Origin of the sequence: Paenarthrobacter sp. 22069, assembly GCF_052046035.1 — a bacterium.
GTDB lineage: Bacteria > Actinomycetota > Actinomycetes > Actinomycetales > Micrococcaceae > Arthrobacter.
Map to the genome: position 1 here is coordinate 195788 of NZ_JBQEQF010000005.1, position 21006 is coordinate 216793.

General features: G+C 63.3%; 14 protein-coding genes. 4 read left to right on the forward strand and 10 right to left on the reverse strand.

Features of this window, described 5'->3' with window-relative positions:
- Positions 1-804 precede the first annotated feature (804 nt).
- Complete coding sequence (locus ACTJK0_RS05955) at positions 805-1260, reverse strand: DUF2690 domain-containing protein (protein ID WP_440744596.1); 456 nt, start codon at positions 1258-1260, stop codon at positions 805-807.
- 730 nt (positions 1261-1990) lie between these two features.
- On the opposite strand from ACTJK0_RS05955, the gene ACTJK0_RS05960 reads away from it, so the two are divergent.
- A complete protein-coding gene (locus ACTJK0_RS05960; protein ID WP_440744597.1) occupies positions 1991-8878 on the forward strand; it encodes an RHS repeat-associated core domain-containing protein in 6888 nt (2295 codons plus the stop codon).
- The gene (locus tag ACTJK0_RS05965) at positions 8875-9144 is read left to right on the forward strand and encodes a hypothetical protein (protein WP_440744598.1); all 270 of its coding nucleotides are present in this window, start codon (positions 8875-8877) and stop codon (positions 9142-9144) included. The genes ACTJK0_RS05960 and ACTJK0_RS05965 overlap by 4 nt, the downstream gene beginning before the upstream one ends.
- A 332-nt stretch (positions 9145-9476) precedes the next feature.
- Here ACTJK0_RS05965 and ACTJK0_RS05970 read toward each other — a convergent pair whose 3' ends face one another.
- On the reverse strand, positions 9477-10529 hold the full coding sequence (locus tag ACTJK0_RS05970) for an LLM class flavin-dependent oxidoreductase (RefSeq protein WP_440744599.1): 1053 nt from the start codon (positions 10527-10529) through the stop codon (positions 9477-9479).
- Between the two features lie 174 nt (positions 10530-10703).
- Between ACTJK0_RS05970 and ACTJK0_RS05975 the strand changes: the two genes are divergently transcribed.
- The gene (locus ACTJK0_RS05975; RefSeq protein ID WP_440744600.1) at positions 10704-11678 is read left to right on the forward strand and encodes an alpha/beta fold hydrolase; all 975 of its coding nucleotides are present in this window, start codon (positions 10704-10706) and stop codon (positions 11676-11678) included.
- A gap of 85 nt (positions 11679-11763) precedes the next feature.
- Here the strand turns inward: ACTJK0_RS05975 and ACTJK0_RS05980 are convergent, their stop codons facing one another.
- The 6 genes from ACTJK0_RS05980 to ACTJK0_RS06005 all read right to left on the reverse strand — a co-directional run bounded on the left by ACTJK0_RS05980 (position 11764) and on the right by ACTJK0_RS06005 (position 17999).
- On the reverse strand, positions 11764-12270 hold the full coding sequence (locus ACTJK0_RS05980) for a gluconokinase (RefSeq protein WP_110545410.1): 507 nt from the start codon (positions 12268-12270) through the stop codon (positions 11764-11766).
- Positions 12270-12581: a putative quinol monooxygenase gene (locus ACTJK0_RS05985; protein ID WP_440744601.1), complete on the reverse strand. Its 312-nt coding sequence runs from the start codon at positions 12579-12581 to the stop codon at positions 12270-12272. The genes ACTJK0_RS05980 and ACTJK0_RS05985 overlap by 1 nt, the downstream gene beginning before the upstream one ends.
- Positions 12578-13501: an NAD(P)-dependent oxidoreductase gene (locus ACTJK0_RS05990; protein WP_440744602.1), complete on the reverse strand. Its 924-nt coding sequence runs from the start codon at positions 13499-13501 to the stop codon at positions 12578-12580. The genes ACTJK0_RS05985 and ACTJK0_RS05990 overlap by 4 nt, the downstream gene beginning before the upstream one ends.
- Positions 13502-13504: 3 nt before the next feature.
- Positions 13505-15424, reverse strand: coding sequence for a TRAP transporter large permease (locus ACTJK0_RS05995; RefSeq protein ID WP_440744603.1), 1920 nt, complete (start codon positions 15422-15424; stop codon positions 13505-13507).
- Positions 15425-15520: 96 nt separating this feature from the next.
- Positions 15521-16552, reverse strand: a complete 1032-nt coding sequence (locus ACTJK0_RS06000; protein ID WP_440744604.1) for a DctP family TRAP transporter solute-binding subunit — start codon at positions 16550-16552, stop codon at positions 15521-15523.
- 94 nt (positions 16553-16646) lie between these two features.
- Positions 16647-17999, reverse strand: coding sequence for an NAD(P)H-dependent oxidoreductase (locus tag ACTJK0_RS06005; RefSeq protein WP_440744605.1), 1353 nt, complete (start codon positions 17997-17999; stop codon positions 16647-16649).
- Positions 18000-18235: 236 nt separating this feature from the next.
- Between ACTJK0_RS06005 and ACTJK0_RS06010 the strand changes: the two genes are divergently transcribed.
- Complete coding sequence (locus ACTJK0_RS06010; RefSeq protein WP_440744606.1) at positions 18236-19270, forward strand: LacI family DNA-binding transcriptional regulator; 1035 nt, start codon at positions 18236-18238, stop codon at positions 19268-19270.
- Positions 19271-19402: 132 nt separating this feature from the next.
- Here the strand turns inward: ACTJK0_RS06010 and ACTJK0_RS06015 are convergent, their stop codons facing one another.
- Both ACTJK0_RS06015 and ACTJK0_RS06020 read right to left on the reverse strand, forming a co-directional pair.
- Positions 19403-19975: an SRPBCC family protein gene (locus ACTJK0_RS06015; RefSeq protein WP_440744607.1), complete on the reverse strand. Its 573-nt coding sequence runs from the start codon at positions 19973-19975 to the stop codon at positions 19403-19405.
- Positions 19976-20072: 97 nt separating this feature from the next.
- On the reverse strand, positions 20073-20975 hold the full coding sequence (locus ACTJK0_RS06020) for an intradiol ring-cleavage dioxygenase (RefSeq protein ID WP_440744608.1): 903 nt from the start codon (positions 20973-20975) through the stop codon (positions 20073-20075).
- Positions 20976-21006: the final 31 nt, after the last annotated feature.

A 21006-nucleotide genomic window follows, 5' to 3' on the forward strand; every position in this document is an offset into this window, starting at 1 on the left:
TCCGGATCCTCAAGCCAGGGGCGGCCGTCCCGGCTGCAGGCACGGAACGAGGTTACGTGGGAATCCTCCATAGCCTGCCGTAGCTCGACCCTGGCAGCCTGCAGATCAGCTCGCTGTTCGGACGTCAGCGATTCACAGTCACGGAGAGTGGACGTAGCGGCAGGGGCCGGCATAACCGTAGCTGGCGTCTGACGCCTTCTCAGCAAGTTTCGCGGCCCCATGATTACCTCTTCCGATTAGCAACAACGTCCCGCTTTGGAAAACATGCCGGATAGCCCCAGATTAGCCATCGGGTCCTACCGTCCAACGCCCGTTATATCGCCTGGGGTGCCGGCCCGGGGGACGCAGCGCAGTACGCGTACTACTGCCCCTGCGGCAAGGGCAGCGTTATCGAGGATCATGACAACACGCCTGGCTTTCAGGAGCATGCCAGGTGGGCCACCTGGTGATTCTTGCAAGGCTGAGTGGGACTTTATTCCCGGGCTACCCGTCCGTGGTTGGCGACTGGAACGGAAGACCGTTTAGCAGTCTCGTATAGCGAATCCTGACGTTAAAGGGCGGCACCAACTCCGGTGCCGCCCTTCATGTTCTTACGTTTTGGTCTGGCCAGCTCGTCGCGCTATCAGTCGCTTCTTTCTTGAGGCTCCTGAAGGTGGCAGCAGCCATGGGCGGCATCGCATTCTGATCTTCGATCCAGTAGCGTCCGCCCCGGCTACAGGCACGGAAAGAGGTCACATTGGACCCTTCCATAGCCTGCAGCGGGGAATCTTTTCCCCTCGAAACGCGACGCGAATTCCTGCGAGCCTATGCTCCCTCACGCATATCAAAAACAGAGGACCAATAGCCATTTACTTGGTACTGCGTATATCCGTTGTCTGGTACGGGGAGCATAGCCGTCCAACTTCCGCTCCACTGAGGGTAAGGAATATACCAGCTGTAGAGAGGTTCCATAAAGACGGTATAAGAGGTCTGATGTAGCGATTGAGCGAAACTGAAGCCGCCGAATTGCGCGTCCCTGAACCACGTGGCATGGCAAGTGGGCGAGTACCTCACTTCAATTTGCCCATAAGTGCCGCCGGCGGTGTAGGCATCTCGCGAGCAATCGGTTGACTGCGGGTCCTGATTGAAGCACGTATCGTAAGAGCACGAGGCGGCTTGTGCAGGCTGCGGAGTGGCCGCCAGCATCCCAAGGGAGCCGACCGATCCGAGGAGTAATGTTGCCGCGATTGAGGCGGTGCGCTTGAGTGAAAGTTTGGGCATTGCATTGCCTTTCTTATGTCGAATTCCGAGAATGAAGCCATTTTTATTTTAATTGTGGAACTAGCGCAGAGTTCAGCTATTAGTCGCATCCCCATTAAAATGAACAAATAGGCGTTGCGCGTCGAGACGTCCTTAAAGATGCTCGTTCGGCAGTGGCAAATTGCAACGCTAACTTTAGGTGAACTTTCGCCTTTGGAGGCCAAAACCGGGAGCCCGGTTGTAGTTCGGCTGGCGATACAACAACGACCTTTGAGTCCAACTGTTCGGTCGAAGCCGCCAAATTGACTCCGGCCTAAATGCAGCACAAAACCCCTATGCCGAGCGGGTTCACTGGACGTGCGAGACTCCGACCGAGAGTCTCAGGCTTTGTTAGTTGTGTCAAGCAACCGTTCATAATTGTCTCGGTCTTGATCATAAACTGATCTGTCCTTGACAGTTTGGTGTTATGTATGATTTCTTCTGCGAGTGGATGCTTCCACGAGTGCACCGGCATGCAACCGGTCGCTGAGGGGATTTGGGCTAATTGGTGTCGCCACGACAGGGGATCTCGTCTCTTCGTTGATCGGTGAGTGCTGTCAGGTGAGTCGTGCCGCCCCCTCGGCGACGGTGAGGGCTGAGATTCCACTCACGGTAACCAAGCAGCAAACACGTTGCGGCCGGTTTTCCGGCTTCGTTTCGCCTCGCCGTCGTTACTGCTGAAAGCCCCGTCATGAACATATCTTTGTCACGCATGCCCCGCACTCTTGCTGTCCTGGGAATGGTCCTTTCGGGTGCGGTGCTGGGGCCGTTGGTCAGCACTCCTCCTGCGGTAGCCGGGGTTCCCGCCGAGACTGCCGCTTCCGGCCTGGATCCTGCAGTGGTTCACCCAGTTGCCTCGCCTGAGGAGGATTTCGGTCCTCAGGCAGCGTCGTCCTCCGATGTAGCGATCACTGGCTTTGGTGACTCGTCCGGCTACCATCTGCAGATCGGTAAGGAATCCGGCGGGTTTGCTTGGAAATCCCTTGCGATTATCAAGCCACAAAATGTGGACGCTGGATCGTGGACTGGCTATCAGTGCTTATCGGGTGATGGAAAGTTCGCAGCAGTCGCCGTGCTGGCTGGTGCCTCCGTGAATCTTGCCGCGGCCCGGGACCGTGGAGCGTACGGATATTCCATCGAGGTCGCGACAGGCAAGGTGACGCCTGTCGTGAGCGGTGTCGGCCTGAAGTACTACTCCCCCGGATGCGGGACTGGAGACACAGCGGTTTTTTCGCTCTCATTGGGCGCCCAGGAGCAGACGACCGGGCTCGTATCGGTTGACCTTGCCGCAGGAAAAGTAGCGCATTCAACGACCGTGGCCGGGCAGGTTACCTCTGCCGTGCCAACCCCGGGCGGAATCATAGGGGTTCTGGGATCCATGCTTGTTTCCGTTCCAGATAATGGCACGGACACCGCCCCGGCAAAGCCCGCCGAGCTCGCCACGCTGAAGGGTTCGCCGTTCAGTTTGCGCACCACTGGTGACGGCGGCGTCGACCTGCTGAACGTTGTCGCCGACAGCTCGCGCACCGAAGCGCTGCATTTCGACGGTAAGAAGACCACAACTCTTGGGCAGGGGCCGGTCGACAAAGTCGCCTTGTTCGCTGGACGCGACGGAAAAAACACGATTACCGGCCTGGAGAAGGCGCCTAATTCCTCGGCTCTGAAAAGCGTCGACTCCTCACACTTGAGCGGTACAGCCACCGGAGCATCCCTGGACGGCGATGCAATTTTTGCTTCAAAGCAACCGGCCCGACCCGGTGCCAATAAGCAGGACCAGCAGGCGGACCAGGCACAGGCCGCGGCAATCACTGCCGGGGAAGCCGTCATCTCCGGGACCGGAAAAGTCATTGATCGTTCCCTCGATACCACCGACGGAAAAATAACCACCGACGTCTCATCCTTCGTCCCTGCCGGCGTGGCCGGGCAGCGCACAGCAGCGTCTGAACGGAACACACGCGCACCGAAAGAGTCCGCATCTGACCATTCGGTAGCGGGGAAACCCACGGTCAAAAACTCGGTCCAGCTCGATTCCAGCTTCAGCATCAAGAACGCCTCCTCCACCACTACGGGCCCCACCATCCAACTGGCGAGCAGCACAGACACTCCCACCTGCGCCATAGGACGCCTGGATCCGGCGATGCAGGTCATGCAGCCCTCCAATGCCCAAGTAAACTGGGCTGTCCAGATGGCCGAACAGGGCCTCCTGTCCGGCTCGCAGTACGCACGACCGGCAAATTTCGCGAACATGGGCCTGGTCAGCTATTCGCCCAGTGATGACTTTTCCCCGATCCCGTTGGACCATCCCGCCGGCAGCACACAGACCACGGTGCCGCGTTCGGTCATGCTGGGCATCCTGGCCCAGGAATCAAATTTCAACCAGGCATCCTGGCACGCACTTCCCGGTATCCCGGCCGACCCGCTGATCTCCGACTACTACGGTGCCGCCGGCACGATCGACCAGATCGACTACCCGAACGCTGACTGCGGCTACGGCGTCGCCCAGGTCACCAACGGCATGCACACCGCAGACACCAACATCTCCTACCACGGGGAGATGAAGATCGCCAACGACTACCAGGAGAACATCTCCGCCGGCCTGCAAATCCTGGAAGACACGTGGAACCAGTTGTACGAATCCGGGATCACGGCCAACAACGCCGACCCGTCCAAGCTTGAAAACTGGTACTTCGCGCTCTGGGGCTACAACAGCGGCATCCAGCCCACCGCCGCGTTCGGGAACACGACCGGTTGCACACCGGGCCCGACCTGCACCGGACCCGACGGAACCTGGGGTCTGGGTTGGGCGAACAACCCGCGCAACCCCTCGTACCCGCCCAACCGCTCCCCGTACCTGAAAACTACGTACGCCGACGCTGCGCACCCGGCGGACTGGCCCTACCAGGAACGTGTCATGGGCTGGATGGCCAGCCCCTTGATCCGGTACGGCTACTACGGCTACTCCACACCGGACTACCACGGCACGAACTGGCCCCAGATCCCGGGCATCAATGCCATGTGCGACAGCAGCAACAACTGCAACCCGGCCGACGCCAGCGGGGCATACTGCACCCTGGCCGACTACGAATGCTGGTGGCACAAACCGGTCACCTGGGTGGCAACCTGTGCAACCGCCTGCACAACATCGGCATACGAATACGGGGCCGGGTCAACCGAACCCACCTACGCCGACCCCCACCCCCCAACCTGCAACCTCGACGGAACCGTCCCCTCAGGCCCAGGCGGAGCACCCATCATCGTCGACGATGAGACCTCACCACCGCTCAACAGGGTCGGCTGTTCCGGTCTGAACTGGTCCAGCAACGGCACCTTCACGATGAACTACGGAAAAGACACCAACGGCGTCACCGTGGGTCAAATCGACACCCACCAGCTCGGGGTCGGCCTCGGCGGCCGGATCCTGTTCGACCACACACAGCCTGCCAACGAACCCCAGGTCATCAACACCGGCGTGTGGACCCCGAACCTGCCCTCGTTGCAGTACTACAAAATCAAAATCCACTTCCCCGCCACAGGGGCCACAGCCACCGACGTGGTGTACAACATCAACCCCGGCGGCGGCGTCGCCCCCTGGAAAATCCGTGTCAACCAGGACTGGGGCTCCGAACAATGGGCCACCATCGGCACCTTCGCCATGCAAAACGGCGGCAACGTCACCCTCGACAACAGCAGCAGCATGACCCCCGGAGCGTACGACGTCGCGTACGACGCTGTCGCGTTCATCCCCATGGGCGGAACCCCCGGCACCCCCATCGGAGGACCGTCAGGAGTGCAGGATGCTCCCAAGGGATCCAACCCGGCCTTCGTTAACTGCGGCTGCGTGCAGCGCACCGCCGGTGACCCCGTCAGCACCCAAACCGGCTACTTCGGTGAGAGCCTGACTGACCTCGCCACCCCCGGGCTGGGCTCACCCCTGAACGTGACCCGTTCCTATGCATCTGCTATAGCCGACCCCGCCGGACCCAACGGAGCCTCCGCCGCCAATGGACCCTTCGGTTGGGGGTGGACCTACAACTACGGTCTCACCGCCGCCACCGACGCCACCACCGGCAAAGTAACCATCACTCAAGAAGACGCCTCAAAAGTCGCGTTCACCCTCTCCAACGGGGTTTACACTGCAACCGCGCCACGGTTTGACGCGACCCTGACCAAGTCCGGCACGACCTACACGTACACCCGCCGCGGAACGTCGATCTTCACCTTCGACACTGCCACCGGAAGGCTGAGCAGCGAAACTGACCTTGCCGGCACCAAAGCAACCCTGCCCTATGCAACGACGTTGGCGTACGACGGGTCCGGCCACCTGTCCACGGTCACAGACCCCTCCGGACGCACGTACACCTTCACGTGGACCGGCACCCACATCACCAGCGTCAAAGACACCGCCAACCGGCAGATCGACTACGTCTACGACGCCAACTCAAACCTGACAGATGTATACGGAGTCGGCACCACACGAAGCGGTGGAACAAAGAACGACGCCGATCACGCCCAATTCGGTTACGCCTCCACGCACCTCATGACCTCCATGCGGACCCCGGCCAACTACGGAAAAACCGGGACACCCACCCCGGTGACATCCATGGTCTACGACACCTCCGAACGCGTAACCTCCCAGACGGACCCCCTCGGTAGGGTCACAACCTTCACCTACGGTCCCAACGCCGGCGCGAACCTCGTCCAGGGCCAAACCCTGGTCACCGATCCCGCAGGCCACAAAACCATCGACAGCTACGACGTCAACGGACTGCTCACCTCCGAAACCAAGGGAGCCGGCACCGCCGATGCCGGCACCTGGACCTACACCTACGACCCCGTCACCCTCGGCGTCTCAACCGCCGTCGACCCCGGCGGACACACGAAGACCTACGCCTACGACGACCACGGGAATCAGATCTCCGCGTCCGACACGGCCGGAAACACCACCAGCTACCAGTACGACAACGCCGGCCACCAGACCCTCTCCATCTCACCGACAGGACTGCGGACGGCCACCACGTACTCCACGGCCGGCGCCCCCACCTCGGTGGCGGTAAGCGAGACGTCGGCTGCACTGGGCAACTCAACGGTCGCGGCGGACCCAAGTCCGAGCGTTCGTACCACCAGTTACGCCTATGCAGACGCGGCCCACCCGGGCCTGCGGACTTCCACCACGGACCCGCGCGGAAAAACCACCACCAGCGCCTACGACTCTTACGGAGACGTAACCTCGATTACGAACCCGCTGGGCAACAAAACCCTCATGGGGTACAACACGGCCACCGGATGGCTGACCAGCACAGTCGCCCCGACAGGAACTGCCGCAGGGATCCTTGCCACCTGTACCCCACCGGCGACGGGATGCAGCACCTACGGGCACGACGCCTGGGGCAACACAACAACCGTCACTGACCCGCTTGGACACAAGAGCACAGCCGTGTTCGACGCCGACGGAAACAAGACCTCCACCACTGACGCGAACAACCACACGACCACGATTACTTATGACGCCGCCGACCAAGCCGTGTCATCCAAGGCCGCTGACAACACGGTCACCAGCACCGCCTACACCCCCACCGGGAAGGTTGCCTCAACCACCGATGGGCTGGCCAAAAAAACCACCTACGGGTACGACAACCAGGACCGCCAGACCACGGTCACCGACGCGGACAATCACACGACCACGACTACCTACGACCCGGCCGGTCTGACCACCAAGACCACCACACCGAAAAACATCACAGCTACCAACACCTACGACAGCGCCGGCCGATTGGCATCCCTGGCCTACTCCGACGGGACACCCGGAATTACCGCTGTCGCCTTTGACCAGAACGGGCGCCGCACCAGCGTCACTGACGGCAGCGGGACCAGCACCTGGGCCTACGACGAGTTCGGCGAACTCACCAGCCACACCAATGGCGCCGGCACGACCATCGGCTACGCCTATGACGCATCCGGGAACACAACCAGCATCTCCTACCCCGGTCGCACCACACCCGTGGCCAGGACCTATGACGACGCTGAACGCCTTTCCAAGGTCACCGACTTCACAGGCAACACCACCACCGTCGGCTACAACGCCAACGGCCAAGTCGCAACCCTGGCCTACCCCAACGGCACAACAGTCACCAACACCGTCGACAACGCCGGAGGACTGACCAGCTCGGCCCTCACCAAAGCCTCGACGACACTCGCCAACCTCGCCTACACCCGGGACAACACCGAACAGATCACCGGACAGACCCCCACCGGGATCCCCGGCCAGGCCGAAACCTACGCCTACACCACAACCAATGAACTGACCACCGTCACCTCCGGCGGGACCACAACCACCAACGGCTACGACGCAGCCAACAACACCACCACGCTGCGCAACGGCACCCAGGCGTTCGATCCAGCCAACCAACTCTGCTGGAGCGCCACCACCACCATCACCAACCCCACCTGCGGAACAAAGCCCGCCGGAACTACTGGCTACGCCTACGACTCCGACGGCAACCGCACCGCCACCACCCCCGCCACAGGCGCATCCAGCGCCTACACCTACAACGGGGCCGACGAACTCACCAAGGCCGTGACCGGCACCAGCAACACCACCTACGCCTACAACAGCAGCGGACTACGCACCAGCAAAACCGTCGGCACCACCACCAACGCGTTCACCTGGGACGACGCCGCAACACCGAACCTGCTCTCCGACGGAACCAACACCCTGATCTACGGCCCCGGCGGGATCCCCATCGAGCAAGTTGCAGGAACTCAAGTCCTCTACTTCTTCGCCGATCAAATCGGGTCGACTAGGGCTCTCACCGACAGCTCCGGGAGCATCGCAGGCACGTACACCTACGACGCCTACGGCAAAACCACCGGCCACACAGGCACCGCCAGCACCCCACTGCAATACACCCACGGCTACAACGACACAGAAACCGGCTTCACCTACCTCCGAGCCCGCTACTACGACCCCGCCACCGCCCAGTTCACAAGCCGCGACCCCGCCTACCAAAAAACGCTGCAGTGGTACGCCTACGCCGGCAACAACCCCGTCAACAACATCGACCCCACCGGACTCGACTGGTGGAACCCCTTCTCCTGGGACCGGCAAACGAGGGAGATCGCCCTGAATGTCACCTTACTTGTCGCGAATGTGGCCATCATCGCCGCCACCGGTGGGCTCGCCACTCCTGGGCTTATAGCCGCCGACGCCGCCATTGCCGGTGCCGAGCTCGCAGTCGATGCCGCAGCTGGTGCGGCAGAAGCAGCTGACGCGGCGGCCGAGGCGAGAGTCTTTTGGTCCGGGGGCGGTGCTGCTAAGGCAGCGGCGGAGCAGTACGCAAGGGGAACCGGTGGTACCACACTGGAAATGACCGGTCAGGGTCAGGCTCTTGAAGCTCAAACGGCCGGCATGTCGTGGGGAGAAGCGGAGCCCTTATGGAATGCTGCTTCGAGTGACTTCGCAAAACAAGCATGTGGAGATGCCCACGTATTTCTGAACGGAAACGGTGTCCGGCTGAGGAGTGTTTGGGCAAATATCGAGTACCCCATCTTGCGGGATAATGGAGTAAACATCACATACCACACTGTTTGGGGGCCAAAATGAGTACCGACTTTGAAGCAAGAGGACCAAATGTAGTCTCGTCTGTAGACGGCGAACTTCGTATCGCTCGCGTGGGTCTATCTGTGAGCTTTCGAGGCCGTCAGTATGAGATTGATTCAGAAATGCTTGCTCCCCCTATGAGCATAGCCATCTATTTCCGGGGTAGCTCGGCTGCGAAGGCGGCTGCGAAGGTACATGAGTCCGAGCAGCTACAAGAATTTATCCGAGAGGCGCTGATCTTTGCGGGTTTTGATGTTGAGTTCGGCTAGCTAGGCCCGCTTCGCCAGGGCTGCCGCGTACCTCAGAGTCAGGTCTCACCAGCAGATGCCTATCACCATGCGGCCAAACCTGGTCCATTGAGGGGACAAACCACCGATGGACCTGTTACCCGAGCCTGCAATGGGCCTGCAACCCGCTACGGTACGGAGGTTACACCCCAACCCGACGTCAGGTTGGGGTGTGTTACGTGTCAGGGTAGGGCCTGTTCGGCACTTTGCGGACGGATACGCCCAACAGTCTTAAGGTCCAATCTGACAGGTTGGACCTTTGAAGGGTCCCAAGAGAGTCGGCGCTCAACAGCCCACAACCCTGGCGTGAGTTCTTACGACGCCGGCTGGTCGTCTCGACCCGGAGCCCAGCCCAAAGCAGGCCCCAACTTGTCCGCAATGTCCGTCAGGATCTGGACATAGTCCTCGTGATCAAAGCTGAAGGGCAGGGCGAAAGCCACCTCTTCCACCTCCTGGAAGCCGGCATGGGCGTACAGCTGCTCGCCGATCTCCGCACTCGTACCGATCAGATCAGCCGCGAACATCATGCCCCGCGGCCCCTGCGGAGCAGCGGTTCGCGGAGTGCGTTCGTCCACGTACCGCTGGTACTTCTCACGCTGAGCCGCCGATGCCGAGTCGGTCGGAATCACCACCAGACCCTGCGACACCCGCGCCCCGGCATGCCCCGCGGCAGATGCCGCCTCCCGGAACGCCCGGATCTGCGACTGCTGGACCAGGGCGAAGTCCGGATCCTGGTCCTTGTCCGGGAAGATCACGCTGCTGGACAGCAGGTTGAAGCCATTCGAACCGGCCCACACCGCTGACTTCGTGCTGCCCGCCCCGTACCAGAGCCGCTCCCGCAGCCCGGGCGAATGCGGCTCCACCCGGTTGGAGAACTCCTCCACCACGCCCTGCTTGCCGGAGAACTCCCGCACCGGCTCCCCGGCCACCAGCCGCGCAAACCGCTCCACCCGGGCGTAGCTGAAGTCCTCCACGTCCGCCGTATCCGGGTAAAGCTCATGCTTCACCGTGGCGTACTGCATCGGCTCCCCCACGCTCACGCCGGGATTGATTCGCCCTCCGGCCAACAAGTCCACAGTTGCCAGGTCTTCCGCCAGCCGCAGCGGGTTCTCCCAGCCCAGCGGCGTCACCGCAGTACCCAGCTCAATCCGGGACGTCCGCTGACTCGCGGCCGCCATCACTGCAACCGGCGAAGAGATGCCGAACTGCAGGTGCCGGTGGCGCAGCCAGGCACTGTCGAAGCCCAGCCGCTCGCCCAGTTCGATGATCTGCAGGGTCGATTCATGTCCCGCCGCTGGATCAGCAGGATCGAAGAGCCCAATCGTGAGGAAGCCAAGCTTGCGCAAAGGACGGTCGGGCTGCGGCATGGCTTCCTCCAGGATCCGGGGACGTGGCTGGTGTTCAGACTAGGCGCTAAGACAGAGGATGAACCAACATTTCCCACGGCCCAGCGCCGCATGCAAAGACAACCTTGACGGCATCGTCCATCCGGGGGTTAGGCTCACCACGGGCAGGCGAAGGCGCCGCCACGGGAGGAATACATGTCTCTGCAGGAAATCGAGTTCACGTCCGCCAACGGCCGGGACACCATCCAGGCGTGGGTCTACGAACCGATCGGCCAGCCCAAGGCAATCGTGCAGCTGATCCATGGGCTCGGGGAGCACTCCCGCCGCTACTTGCACCTCATTTCCACCTTGGTGGACGCGGGGTTCATCGTGGTGGCAGGCGACCATTCCGGCCACGGGCGCACGGCGATGCAGCAGGGCACCTGGGGCGACGCCGGCGAGGACGCTGCGAGCGTGGTGGTTGCCGATGAGGTCACCCTCCAGGCCAAGGCCCGGGATGCCCTCCCCTCGCTTCCCTACGTCGTGTTCGGCCACAGCTGGGGATCCATGATTGCCCGCGGCCTGGCCGTGGACCCGCGGACGCAGCTGTCCGGCCTGGTTCTCTGCGGAATCGCCGCCCAGATGCGCGGCATCGAGAAGAGGGTCAACCGGCCCGAACTGGCCCGGCTTGCCTCCGGCGAGCGCGCCGCGGAACCCGCGCCCGAGGAACTGGTGGGCCAGTTGTTCGACGGTTTCCTGGGCCGCTTCGGCGAAGGTGCCGGCCCCACCGCCTGGGTGGCGCTGGACGCCGACGTGGTGGCCGACCACGGGCGGGATCCGTTCAACAACTTCGGCGCACCGCTGAGTGCCCGCTTCCTGCAGGGCTTCGTTGACCTCTACGACCAGGTCAACTCCGACGACTGGTACAAACAGCTCCCCGCGGACCTCCCAGTGCTGATCCTCGCCGGCGACCAGGACCCCGTGACCAACTACGGCGAAGGGGCCTACCACGTGGCCAACCGCCTCGCCGATTCGGGCCACGCTGACGTCCGCACCCGCGTCTTCCCGGGCGTCCGGCACGAGGTGCACAACGAACCCACCACCCGCGCCGAAACCGAACGCGAAACGGTCGAGTTCATCCAGCGCGTCACCCAGCGGCAGGACTCCCTCACACCGTCGGCCACAGCCTGACTGTCCCGGAGGAAAGCAGCCCCGCGGGAAATAACGACGGCGGAACTCACCCGGCGCCGTCGTCGTACCTTCCAGCACGGCGGATTCAGTCCGCTGCCGCGTGCTCCAACAGTTTCCGGATCCTTTCCACGGTGGTCTCGATACCTCCCGTTGACTGGATCATCAGGCCGGATTCGTCGTCCTGCAGCTCCTCCAGGGTTTCCAGCTGGGAGGTGAGCAGTGACGCCGGCATGAAATGTCCGGGGCGTTGGGTGAGCCGGTCCTGCAGTGCCGGCCTGTCGGCTTTCAGCAGGATGAACGTCGTGTCCGGGGCGGCGGTCCGGATGGCATCCCGGTAGCTTCGCTTCAAGGCTGAGCAGGCAACAATGGTTCCGCTGTGGGAGCTGGTGGCCAGCTTTGTCCCGACGAGGTGGAGCCAGGGCCAGCGGTCGTCATCGGTGAGGGGAACGCCTGAGGCCATCTTCCTGACGTTTGCTTCGGGGTGCAGGGTGTCGCCGTCGATGAAGCTGGTTCCGAGCTGGGCGGCGAGCGCCTGGCCCACGGAGGACTTCCCCGCACCGGAGACCCCCATGACCACGATGCTCTGGGGCATTACAGGGCGCCCTGCTGTGCGGTCCCCGCAGGAATGGGGACCAGGCGGGTGACCTCGACGGGTTCTGCCAGCAGTCCTTCGAGTGAGGCGTTGAGCCGCTTGACGGCGTCCCCGCCGCCGTGTGCGTCGAGCAGCTCTGCCGTCTCCCACTTCTCGATCATCACGATCTGGCCGTTGGGCGCGTCGTGGATGGCGTACAGGAGGCAGCCGGGTTCCTTGTGCACCTCGGCGATGGCGGGCTCGAGGGCTGCGACAACCTGGTCGCGGGCGCCGTCCTTGGGCGTGAATACTGCTGTGACGACGATGGTCATGACGGTTCCTTTACTCGGTTGCTGGTGATGCTCAGGTAGATGCCGGTGTGGTCGAGGTCCCCAAGACCTTCGGTGACCATAGTTTCGAATTCCGTTTCAAGGGTGGTGGCGACGGGCAGGAAGAGTCCGGCGTCCGCCGCCGCCTCGCTGACAAAACGCAGGTCTTTGAGCTGGTTCTTGGCCGAACCGCCACCGTCAAAGTCACCCGTGATCCAGCGTGCGCCTTTCTGCTGGAGGACTTCGGAGTTGGCGAGCCCACCTTTCAGGATTGCCTGGACGTTTTCCAGGTCCAGGCCCGAGGCCTGTGCCAGCGCCATTGACTCCGACAGGGCGGTGACCGTTGCCGCCACCACGACCTGGTTGCAGGCCTTCACGATCGCCCCGGCCCCTGCCTCCCCGAACCACATAACGGTGGAACCGTAGAGTTCGAAAAGCGGGGTAAGCCACTGGACTACGCTCTGGGGCCCGCCTGTCATGATGCTCAGCCGGCCCTGCTCGGCCCCGATGGTTCCACCGCTGAGTGGCGCATCGATGACTACGACGCCGTAATGGGACATGCAGTGGCTGGCGAAGGCGGCGACCGCCGTGGCTGACACGGTGCCGTGGATGACCAGGACAGGTTCAACAACACCGGCCCGGGCCCATCCCGCAAGTAGGCCGTCATCTCCTTCCAGAAGTGCTTCGACCTGGGGCAGGTCCGGCAGAACGGTGAGGACAACATCCGCTGCGGCATCAGCCGGCCGCGGGGCTACTGTCCCTCCCTCGATGGCTTGAGCCTTCTGGAGGGTCCGGTTCCAGAGGGTCAGGGGCACCCCGGCGTCGATGATGTTGCGGGCGATGGGGGCTCCCATGGGGCCGGTGCCCAGCAGTGAAATGGACGCAGCGGGATCCAGGGGGGAAAGGGGTTTGGTGTTTGTCATGGGTTAGAAGGGGATCAGGCCGGCGAGGGCGGGAAGGAAGGTGCTGAACCAGGGCACAGCGGCGAGGACGAGGAGGCCGACGAACACTGCCAGCAGGTACGGCCAGAAATGTTTGAGGCTGTTTTCCACGGTTTCGCGGGCGGTGGCGCAGGCCACGTAGAAGCCAACCCCTGCCGGCGGGGCGAAGGAGCCGATGCCCATGGAGATGATGAGGACCATGGCGTACTGCACGGGGTTGACGCCGAACTCGGTGGCGATCGGCAGCAGCAGTGGGGCGAAGATGAGCACCGCAGGCAGGCCTTCGAGGAGCTGGCCCATGATGACCAGCAGCAGCACGGTGAAGAGCATGAACAGGATGGGTGAGTCCCCCAGCCCGGACATCAGGTCGTGGATCTGCTGCGAGACGCCGGCCAGGGCGAGGGTCTGGGCCAGGGGCGACGCTGCCGCGATGATGAACAGCACCATGCCCGCCGTCGTGGTTGTTTCACGCAGGGTGTCGCCCAGAAGGCGCCGGCTGCCGCGGCGGTAGGCTGCCGCGAGCACGAAGGCGTAGGCGACGGCGACCGAGGAAACTTCCGTGGGGGTGGCGAAACCGCTGAGGATCCCGACCACCATGCCCACGGGCAGCAGAAGCGTCGGCAGGGCAAAGAAGGTGGCGGAGCCCCGGGCCCGCGACGTGGCCTTGGCGCTTGGCACACCGCCCTGCTTGCGCGCCCTCAGGAACACCAGTGCCATGACCACCAGGGCGAGGAAGGCTGCCGGCAGGAACCCCGCAAGGAACAGGGTGGTGGTTGAGATGGTGGTGATGGAGCCCAGGATGAGCAGGACGATGCTGGGCGGGATGGTTTCGCCCATGATGGCCGACGCCGACAGCACCGCGACCACTTCGCCCCGCGGGTACTTGCGTTCCTCGAGCATGCCGCGCATGGTGGTACCGACCGCTGCGACATCGGCGACCTTGGAGCCGGAGATGCCGGAGAAGATGTACATCGTAACCACCACGACCTGCAGCAGGCCGCCGCGGAGATGGCCAATCAGGGCATCGACGAGCTTGGCCAGCGGCAGGGTAAGGCCGGCGGAGTTCATGACAGTGCCGGCCAGGATGAAGAACGGGATGGCCAGCAGGACGAACCCCTTGGCCCCGGATGCCATGCCGATGGGGATGGCGCTCACGTCGGAAATGCCGCCGAGGTACAGGTAGATTCCGGAGGCGAGGGCCAGGACAAATGCAATGGGCAGTCCCAGGAACAACAGGCCAAACAGGGCCAGGAGGACCACCACGAGCAGGACGTTCGGGGAGGCGTAGTAGAACAACGGCGGGGAGGCCAGGACGACGGCGACGAGGGCAGCCGCGATTCCGGCACCAACGAGGGCGGGACGCCAGGGCTGGCGCCGAAGCTTGACCAGGGCAAACCAGGCGATGAGGACCATGCCCACCGAGAAGGGCATGTTGACCCAGAACACGGGCAGCTGAAGGATGGGCGTCTTTTCCTCGACCTGCTGGACGAGGGTGGGTACGAACAGGGCCAGCGCGCCGGCGCTCATGACAAAGACGAGCCAGTCGACCAGCGCCGCGAGGTACGGCTTCCAGGTTGCGGGCAGGCGCATGATGAGCGCCTGGACGGACATGTGGGCGCCCTTCGGGTAGGCGATGGCGCCACCGATGAAGGCGATGGTCAGCAGGGCAATCTCGGACACCTCCTGCGCCCAAAGCACTGAGTCGCCGGTGATGACACGGACGCTGATGTTCAGGAGGATGACCACGAGCTCCGCGAGAATCGCTGCTCCCACAATCCATTCGAGCGTCTTGTCGAGCCATGCTGCGCCGCTCCAGCGGTCTGGCACATGGTCGTGATGAAGGATTTCCTCTGCTTCGAGGGGAAGGACCTCCTCGTAGTCCTGGGGAGCAACGGTGGGTTTCATGATTTTCCAGACTGTCGACATTGATAGCGGGATTGCGATGGGGAGTGGGACGTGGGTACGGGTGGGAGCCGCCGGGAGGGCTCCCACCCGTCCCGGCTACTTCTTGCCGGCGAAGGCGATGGCCTGGTCGAAGAACTCCTTGCCGATGAGCTTGGAGAACTCCGGATAGAGGCTTTCCGAGGCGGCCTTGAACTCGGCGAGTCCGGATGCGCTGAGCTCGTTGGCCTTCATGCCCTTGGCCGTCAGTTCATCCAGCTGCTTCTTGGACTGTTCGTCGTCATAACCGGTTTTGAAGGTCGCCGTTTCCTCGGAAGCGGCGTTGAGTGCCTTCTTCTGGTCATCCGTCAGGGAATCCCACTTCTTCGATGACAGGGCCAGGACCCAGGCGTCGTTGATGTGGTTGGTCATGGAGACGTATTTCTGCACCTCGGAGAACTTGTTCGTCCAGGGAACCTCAATCGGGTTCTCCTGGCCATCAATGGTTCCGGTCTGCAGGCCGGTGAAGACTTCCGAGAAGGCCATGGTGGTGGGGCTAGCGCCCAGCTTTCCGAAGAAGTCGGTCCACAGGGTGTTGCCCGGCACCCGGATCTTCAGCCCCTTCAGGTCCGACGGCTGCTCAATCGGCCGCACGGAGTTGGTGATCTCGCGGCCGGTCCGGGTCAGGAAGGAGAGCGCCACCGTGTCCTTTGCGGCCAGCTTGTCCTTCAGCACCTTTCCAGGTTCTCCGGCGAGGAACTTTGCCTCTTCCTTTGTGTCCGCGAAGAGGTAGGGAATGCTGATGCCGTTCATCTCCGGCAACACCGAGGCGTAGACGGAAGTGGACAGGATGAGCCCGTCGAGCGATCCGCCCTGAAGCCGGGTCACGGCGGCATTCTGGTCTCCGCTGAAGCTTGTGCCGTTGGGCACCACAGTGACCTGGACCGAACCATTGGAGGTCTTCTTGACCTGGTCGGCAAAGTGCTGGGCAGTCACGCCCACGGAGGAGGTCAGCGGATCCGGGATGGAGAGCTGGATCTTGGCCACCGGACCAGTCTGGCCGGCCGGGGCTCCTCCTGCACAACCGGACAGCAGGGCCGCAGCCAGGCTGGTTGCCAGTACCCCGGTGATGGCGCGGGTCTTGAGGTTCATTCGATGCCTTTCTTCATTGGAAGGATGCGGTGCTGCGCGGCAGACACGGCTGGCCGCCGACGGCAGCGGGTTGGCTTGGAGCCAGGGGCACTGTTCAGGAGACAGCGACGGGGGTAGCGAGGAGCGCTTCGGTTTCGCGGCGGAGTTCCAGCGCCTGGGACAGGGAGTCATCAATGATGACATCGTCCCAGCCAACGATCGCTCCCTTGGGCACATCATTACGAAGCTCCACATGGTGGGCCAGGGCGACGGGGAGGGCCCCGGTGGCGACCGAGTGCCTGGCGGAAACCAGCTTGCCCCAGACCGTGAAGCCGCCTTCGCCGTCGAGGAATTCACCGGCCTTAAGGTCCTTCTTGGCGGTGGCGACCACATCGCCGTAGAAACCGACCGGTCCGCCGGTGGGGATGCCGCGAAGGGCTGCGTTGGCAATGGACATGTTCAGTTCGAGGCCGACGTAGTGGTAGGGACGGTACAGGGCGGCGTACTGGCCGGTGGGGTCCGGGTGCCAGGGGTATTCGTTGAAGCAGCCGGAGACGTAGTCGTTGGTTGCCTTGACGACGACGAAGACGCCTTCCTGGGTGTTGTGGCTGATCCAGCTGCCGTCACGGTTGACGCTGGACATGACGTCGACGCTTCCTTCGTGCGCAAGCGAACCCCCGACGGCGGCAGGGCGGCAGATGGTCGCAATTTCCTCAACGTTGCCGGGCGTGAAGCTCAGGCCGGAATCCGAGGGGGCCAGCCCTGCGCCGTTGGCTACGGCCGCCATTTCGATGGCAGCCTTGGTGCCGTCCCGGAACGAGGTGTGCATGTAGGGGTTCAGCTGGCCGGAGTCGGTCAGTTCCTTGGAGAACTCCCAGTTTTCCCAGACGTTGTCCGGGTTCATCTCGTGGTAGTGCTCCAGGTACTTGGCGCCCTTGCCCGCACAGACCACATCAAAGCCGCTGGTGCGGGCCCAGTCGACGAGTTCCATGATGAGGGCGGGCTGGTCCCCGTAGGCCATGGAGTAGACCACGCCTGCTTCTTCGGCCCGCTTGGCCAGCGCCGGGCCGGCGAGGGCATCAGCTTCGACGGTGACCATGATGATGTGCTTCTTGGTTTCGATCGCCTTCAGGGCGTGCTTAATGCCGACGATCGGGTTGCCGGTGGCTTCGACAATGACATCAATATCGACGTCGAACAGCTCGTCAGCGTTGGCGACGATGGCGGTGGAGCGGTCCCGCAAAGCCGTGGCGATATCCGGGGCGACCTGGGCCTTAGGCCATTCCACCAGGTCGAAGGCGCCCTCGGCCCGCTTGACGTTGATGTCTGCAATGGCCACGACGTGAATGCCGGGAATGTTGTTGGCCTGGGCCAGGTACATGGTCCCGTAGCGGCCGGCGCCGATCAGTCCGACACGAATGGGACGGGACTGCTGCTCGCGTTCGCTGAGGAGTTTATGAAGGTTCACGGAATCTCTCTAAGGGGTGCCTGGCGAAAGAAAGCACCTCCGGCGGGCCGGATGGCACAACTTCTTTGTCGCATTTTGTGGGGAAACTATCCGGAGTGGAACCGGTTCCACTTTTGTACCAGCTGCTGATAAGCTGTGTCAACGGTCACCTTCCGGGCCTTCCGTAATGAAGCGGACGGGCAGGAAAGGATGGCGCAGGTAATGACGACGAGGGTCTTGTGTCTCAAGGAGGAGCGGTGCGCAAAGCGCCTACTATTCGCGATGTGGCGGCGGCTGCAGGGGTATCTGTCTCCGTGGTCTCACGGGTCCTGAACCCTGAATCGGGGCCGGTCGCGCCTGCGAAGAGGCAGGAAGTCCTGCGGGTCATCGACGAACTGGGTTACCGTCCCAGGGCGGCCGCGCGTGAACTCAGCGCCGGGCATGCACTCACCATCGGCCTCGTCGTCACCGACCTGTCCAACCCGTTTTTCGCACGCCTGGCGGACAGGATCGTCTGGGAGGCGCGCAGCCATGGCGTGCAGGTGGTGTTGATGACCACGCAGGAGGATCCGCACCTGGAGGCGGACTCCCTTGACACCTTGCTCGACCGGTCTGTCAGCGGCGTCATTGCCACTCCCACCGGGGGCAACATCGAAAAGTGGCGGCGGTTGCGGGAACTCGGCGTCAACGTCGTCTTCATCGACCGCGCCATCGAGGAACTTGAAGACGTCGACGTTGTCAGCATCGAGAACTTCGACTCGGCCCAGCGCTCAACCGAGCACCTCATCAGCCTCGGCCACACCCGGATCGGGCTGATCACGGGCCCGCTCACCACCTCCACCGGAAGTGCCAGGTTAAATGGCTACAAGGCGGCCCACCAGAACGCAGCCCTGCCCGTGGACCCCACGCTTATCCGCGACGTGCCTTTCCGTGGCGACGCAGGTGGCGGCGCCGTCGGATCGCTGCTTGCGATGCGTCAGCCACCCACGGCCCTCATCGTCGCCAACACCGCACAAGTGCAGAGTTCAGTCCGCAGGCTTGTCCAGATGGGCACCGACATCCCCGACCAGCTTTCCCTCATTGTCTTTGACGACAATCCCTGGACCGAGCTGACCTCTCCCCCGCTGAGCGTCATCCGCCAGCCGCTCGACATGCTTGCGGTCCACGCCATCGAGCTGGTGCTGGGGCGGATGCACGGCAAGCTCCCGGACGGAGCCCGCCGCATCGAGGTCAAAGCCGACTACCTGCCCCGCAACAGCTGCGCACCCCTCATTGCCTCCGTCGCGCGCTGAAGTCCGCCTCAGTCACGATGCGCAGGTCAGCAGAACGCTGACTGCAAAGGAAAAAGCACCTTCCGCAGAAAGGACGACGGCGGCACCCACCCCGCCGCCGCCGTCGCCCCTTCCAGGCACAGCAGCCGCACGTCAGGCGTGCGTCGTTCTCCCTGGGCGGCGGTACCGGCGTGAAAAGGTGGGCCCCGAGGGCGGTGGGATTTTGGCAGGGTCGGCGCCCGGCCGCCGTCGGCGCAGTTCCAAGGCAAGTGCCTCCTGCCCGCGCGCCATCGCCCACCGATGGTTTGCCGCAAAGGCGGGCTTGAGCAGCCAGCTCAGCCGCTGCAGCAGCGGTTTCGCCGTACTGACCCGCCACTCGTAGGTGACCACTGTTTCGGGGCCGTCCTGCTCGAACGTCCAGCGGCCGGTGCCGTTGAGGTCACCGCGCGCGGAGATCGCGAAACCCTGCTCAGTGACGGGTTCGGTGACGGTGAGCTGCCACCTGAGCGTGTAGGGCAGCCAGCCTTTGGTGTGGAGGAAGAAGGCCTTGCCGGTGCCGTCCGGATCGCCAGGATCCAGGGGCTCAACGGCCAGATACACGGAAGGCCACCAGCGGGGAAGCGTGCCGGCGTCGCCCAGGATCTCCATGACCTCGCGCGGGGTCCCGGCCACGCGCCAGACGGTGAGGAATTCGTAGTCCGTGCTGCTTTTCGAATCGGCGCTCATGGCTGCCTCCACGGCAGGGTTGAATAGTGGACTCACAGTACTCACGCCCGTGTTCGCGGTCAACGGTCGGATTCTGCCCGTTTCGCCACGCCCACTGCTAGATGGTCACGTTGAGTCCTGCGGTGTAGCCCTCCGCCGCTGAACCGGTCATCGTGGCCAGCTGGTAGATGCCGCCATCGTCGCCGAACACGTTGTCTGACCTGAGCGTTGTGCGGGTCATGTTGGTGACGCTGCGCTCATAGCCGGGGGTGCCATAAACGTCGTCACACGCGGCTTGCGGCAGCGCGATCTGGGAAACAGCCAGGACCTGCCCGGCCGCCGTCGCGTTGTTCATTGACTCGAATACTTCGAAGTGGATGTGCGGCCAGCGCCCCGAGTAGGCGGCCGGGAAAATGGATGTGAACGTGACCTGCCCGTTGGCGTCCGCTTCCTGCACGCCGCGAAGGTAGTTTTCGTTCTTCAGGCTGGAGTCGTACATGGAGTACTTCCCGTCCCGGTCGCAGTGCCATGCATACACTGCGGCCCCGGCCAGCGGGGTGCAGCCGTTGGCGTTGTCCAGGAGGGTCAGGGTGAACGTCAGCGGAACCCCCTCGGCCTTGGCGGAGGCGGTCCCGAAGCTTGAGGTGATGTCCCGCCGCACCACCCCGGATGCTTCCAGGACGTTCGGCCCGTTGGAGCCATCGCCCGGGTAGGGTCCTGCGGTTTCCTGCGGGATTTCCACCCCGCATTCAGCGATGGCCCGCGTCAGCGTCGGACTGGCTGTGGCTGTGGCTGCAGCTGACGGTGCAGCGGCGGTGGCCGTGGATGCTGGCGAAGAGGTGGAGCCGGTGCTTCCGGACGGCGTGCACGCGGCCAGCGCGGCCACGGCTCCCCCTGCGCCGAGGAACAGCCCCAGGGACCTGCGGCTCATCAGGGTGGACAGGTCGAACTCCAGCCCCCGGTCATGGTCGGGATGCGGCTGGTCAACGTCGGGCTGGCGGGGTGTGCGTGAAGTGGTCATGATCCAAGGACATCGCATGCGGCTATGCCCC

What these genes read in the sequence shown, in the direction of transcription:
- ACTJK0_RS05955 (WP_440744596.1), bottom strand. Translation starts at nt 1,260, where the DNA reads ATGCCCAAACTTTCACTCAAGCGCACCGCCTCAATCGCGGCAACATTA.
- ACTJK0_RS05960 (WP_440744597.1), top strand. Translation starts at nt 1,991, where the DNA reads ATGCCCCGCACTCTTGCTGTCCTGGGAATGGTCCTTTCGGGTGCGGTG.
- ACTJK0_RS05965 (WP_440744598.1), top strand. Translation starts at nt 8,875, where the DNA reads ATGAGTACCGACTTTGAAGCAAGAGGACCAAATGTAGTCTCGTCTGTA.
- ACTJK0_RS05970 (WP_440744599.1), bottom strand. Translation starts at nt 10,529, where the DNA reads ATGCCGCAGCCCGACCGTCCTTTGCGCAAGCTTGGCTTCCTCACGATT.
- ACTJK0_RS05975 (WP_440744600.1), top strand. Translation starts at nt 10,704, where the DNA reads ATGTCTCTGCAGGAAATCGAGTTCACGTCCGCCAACGGCCGGGACACC.
- ACTJK0_RS05980 (WP_110545410.1), bottom strand. Translation starts at nt 12,270, where the DNA reads ATGCCCCAGAGCATCGTGGTCATGGGGGTCTCCGGTGCGGGGAAGTCC.
- ACTJK0_RS05985 (WP_440744601.1), bottom strand. Translation starts at nt 12,581, where the DNA reads ATGACCATCGTCGTCACAGCAGTATTCACGCCCAAGGACGGCGCCCGC.
- ACTJK0_RS05990 (WP_440744602.1), bottom strand. Translation starts at nt 13,501, where the DNA reads ATGACAAACACCAAACCCCTTTCCCCCCTGGATCCCGCTGCGTCCATT.
- ACTJK0_RS05995 (WP_440744603.1), bottom strand. Translation starts at nt 15,424, where the DNA reads ATGAAACCCACCGTTGCTCCCCAGGACTACGAGGAGGTCCTTCCCCTC.
- ACTJK0_RS06000 (WP_440744604.1), bottom strand. Translation starts at nt 16,552, where the DNA reads ATGAACCTCAAGACCCGCGCCATCACCGGGGTACTGGCAACCAGCCTG.
- ACTJK0_RS06015 (WP_440744607.1), bottom strand. Translation starts at nt 19,975, where the DNA reads ATGAGCGCCGATTCGAAAAGCAGCACGGACTACGAATTCCTCACCGTC.
- ACTJK0_RS06020 (WP_440744608.1), bottom strand. Translation starts at nt 20,975, where the DNA reads ATGACCACTTCACGCACACCCCGCCAGCCCGACGTTGACCAGCCGCAT.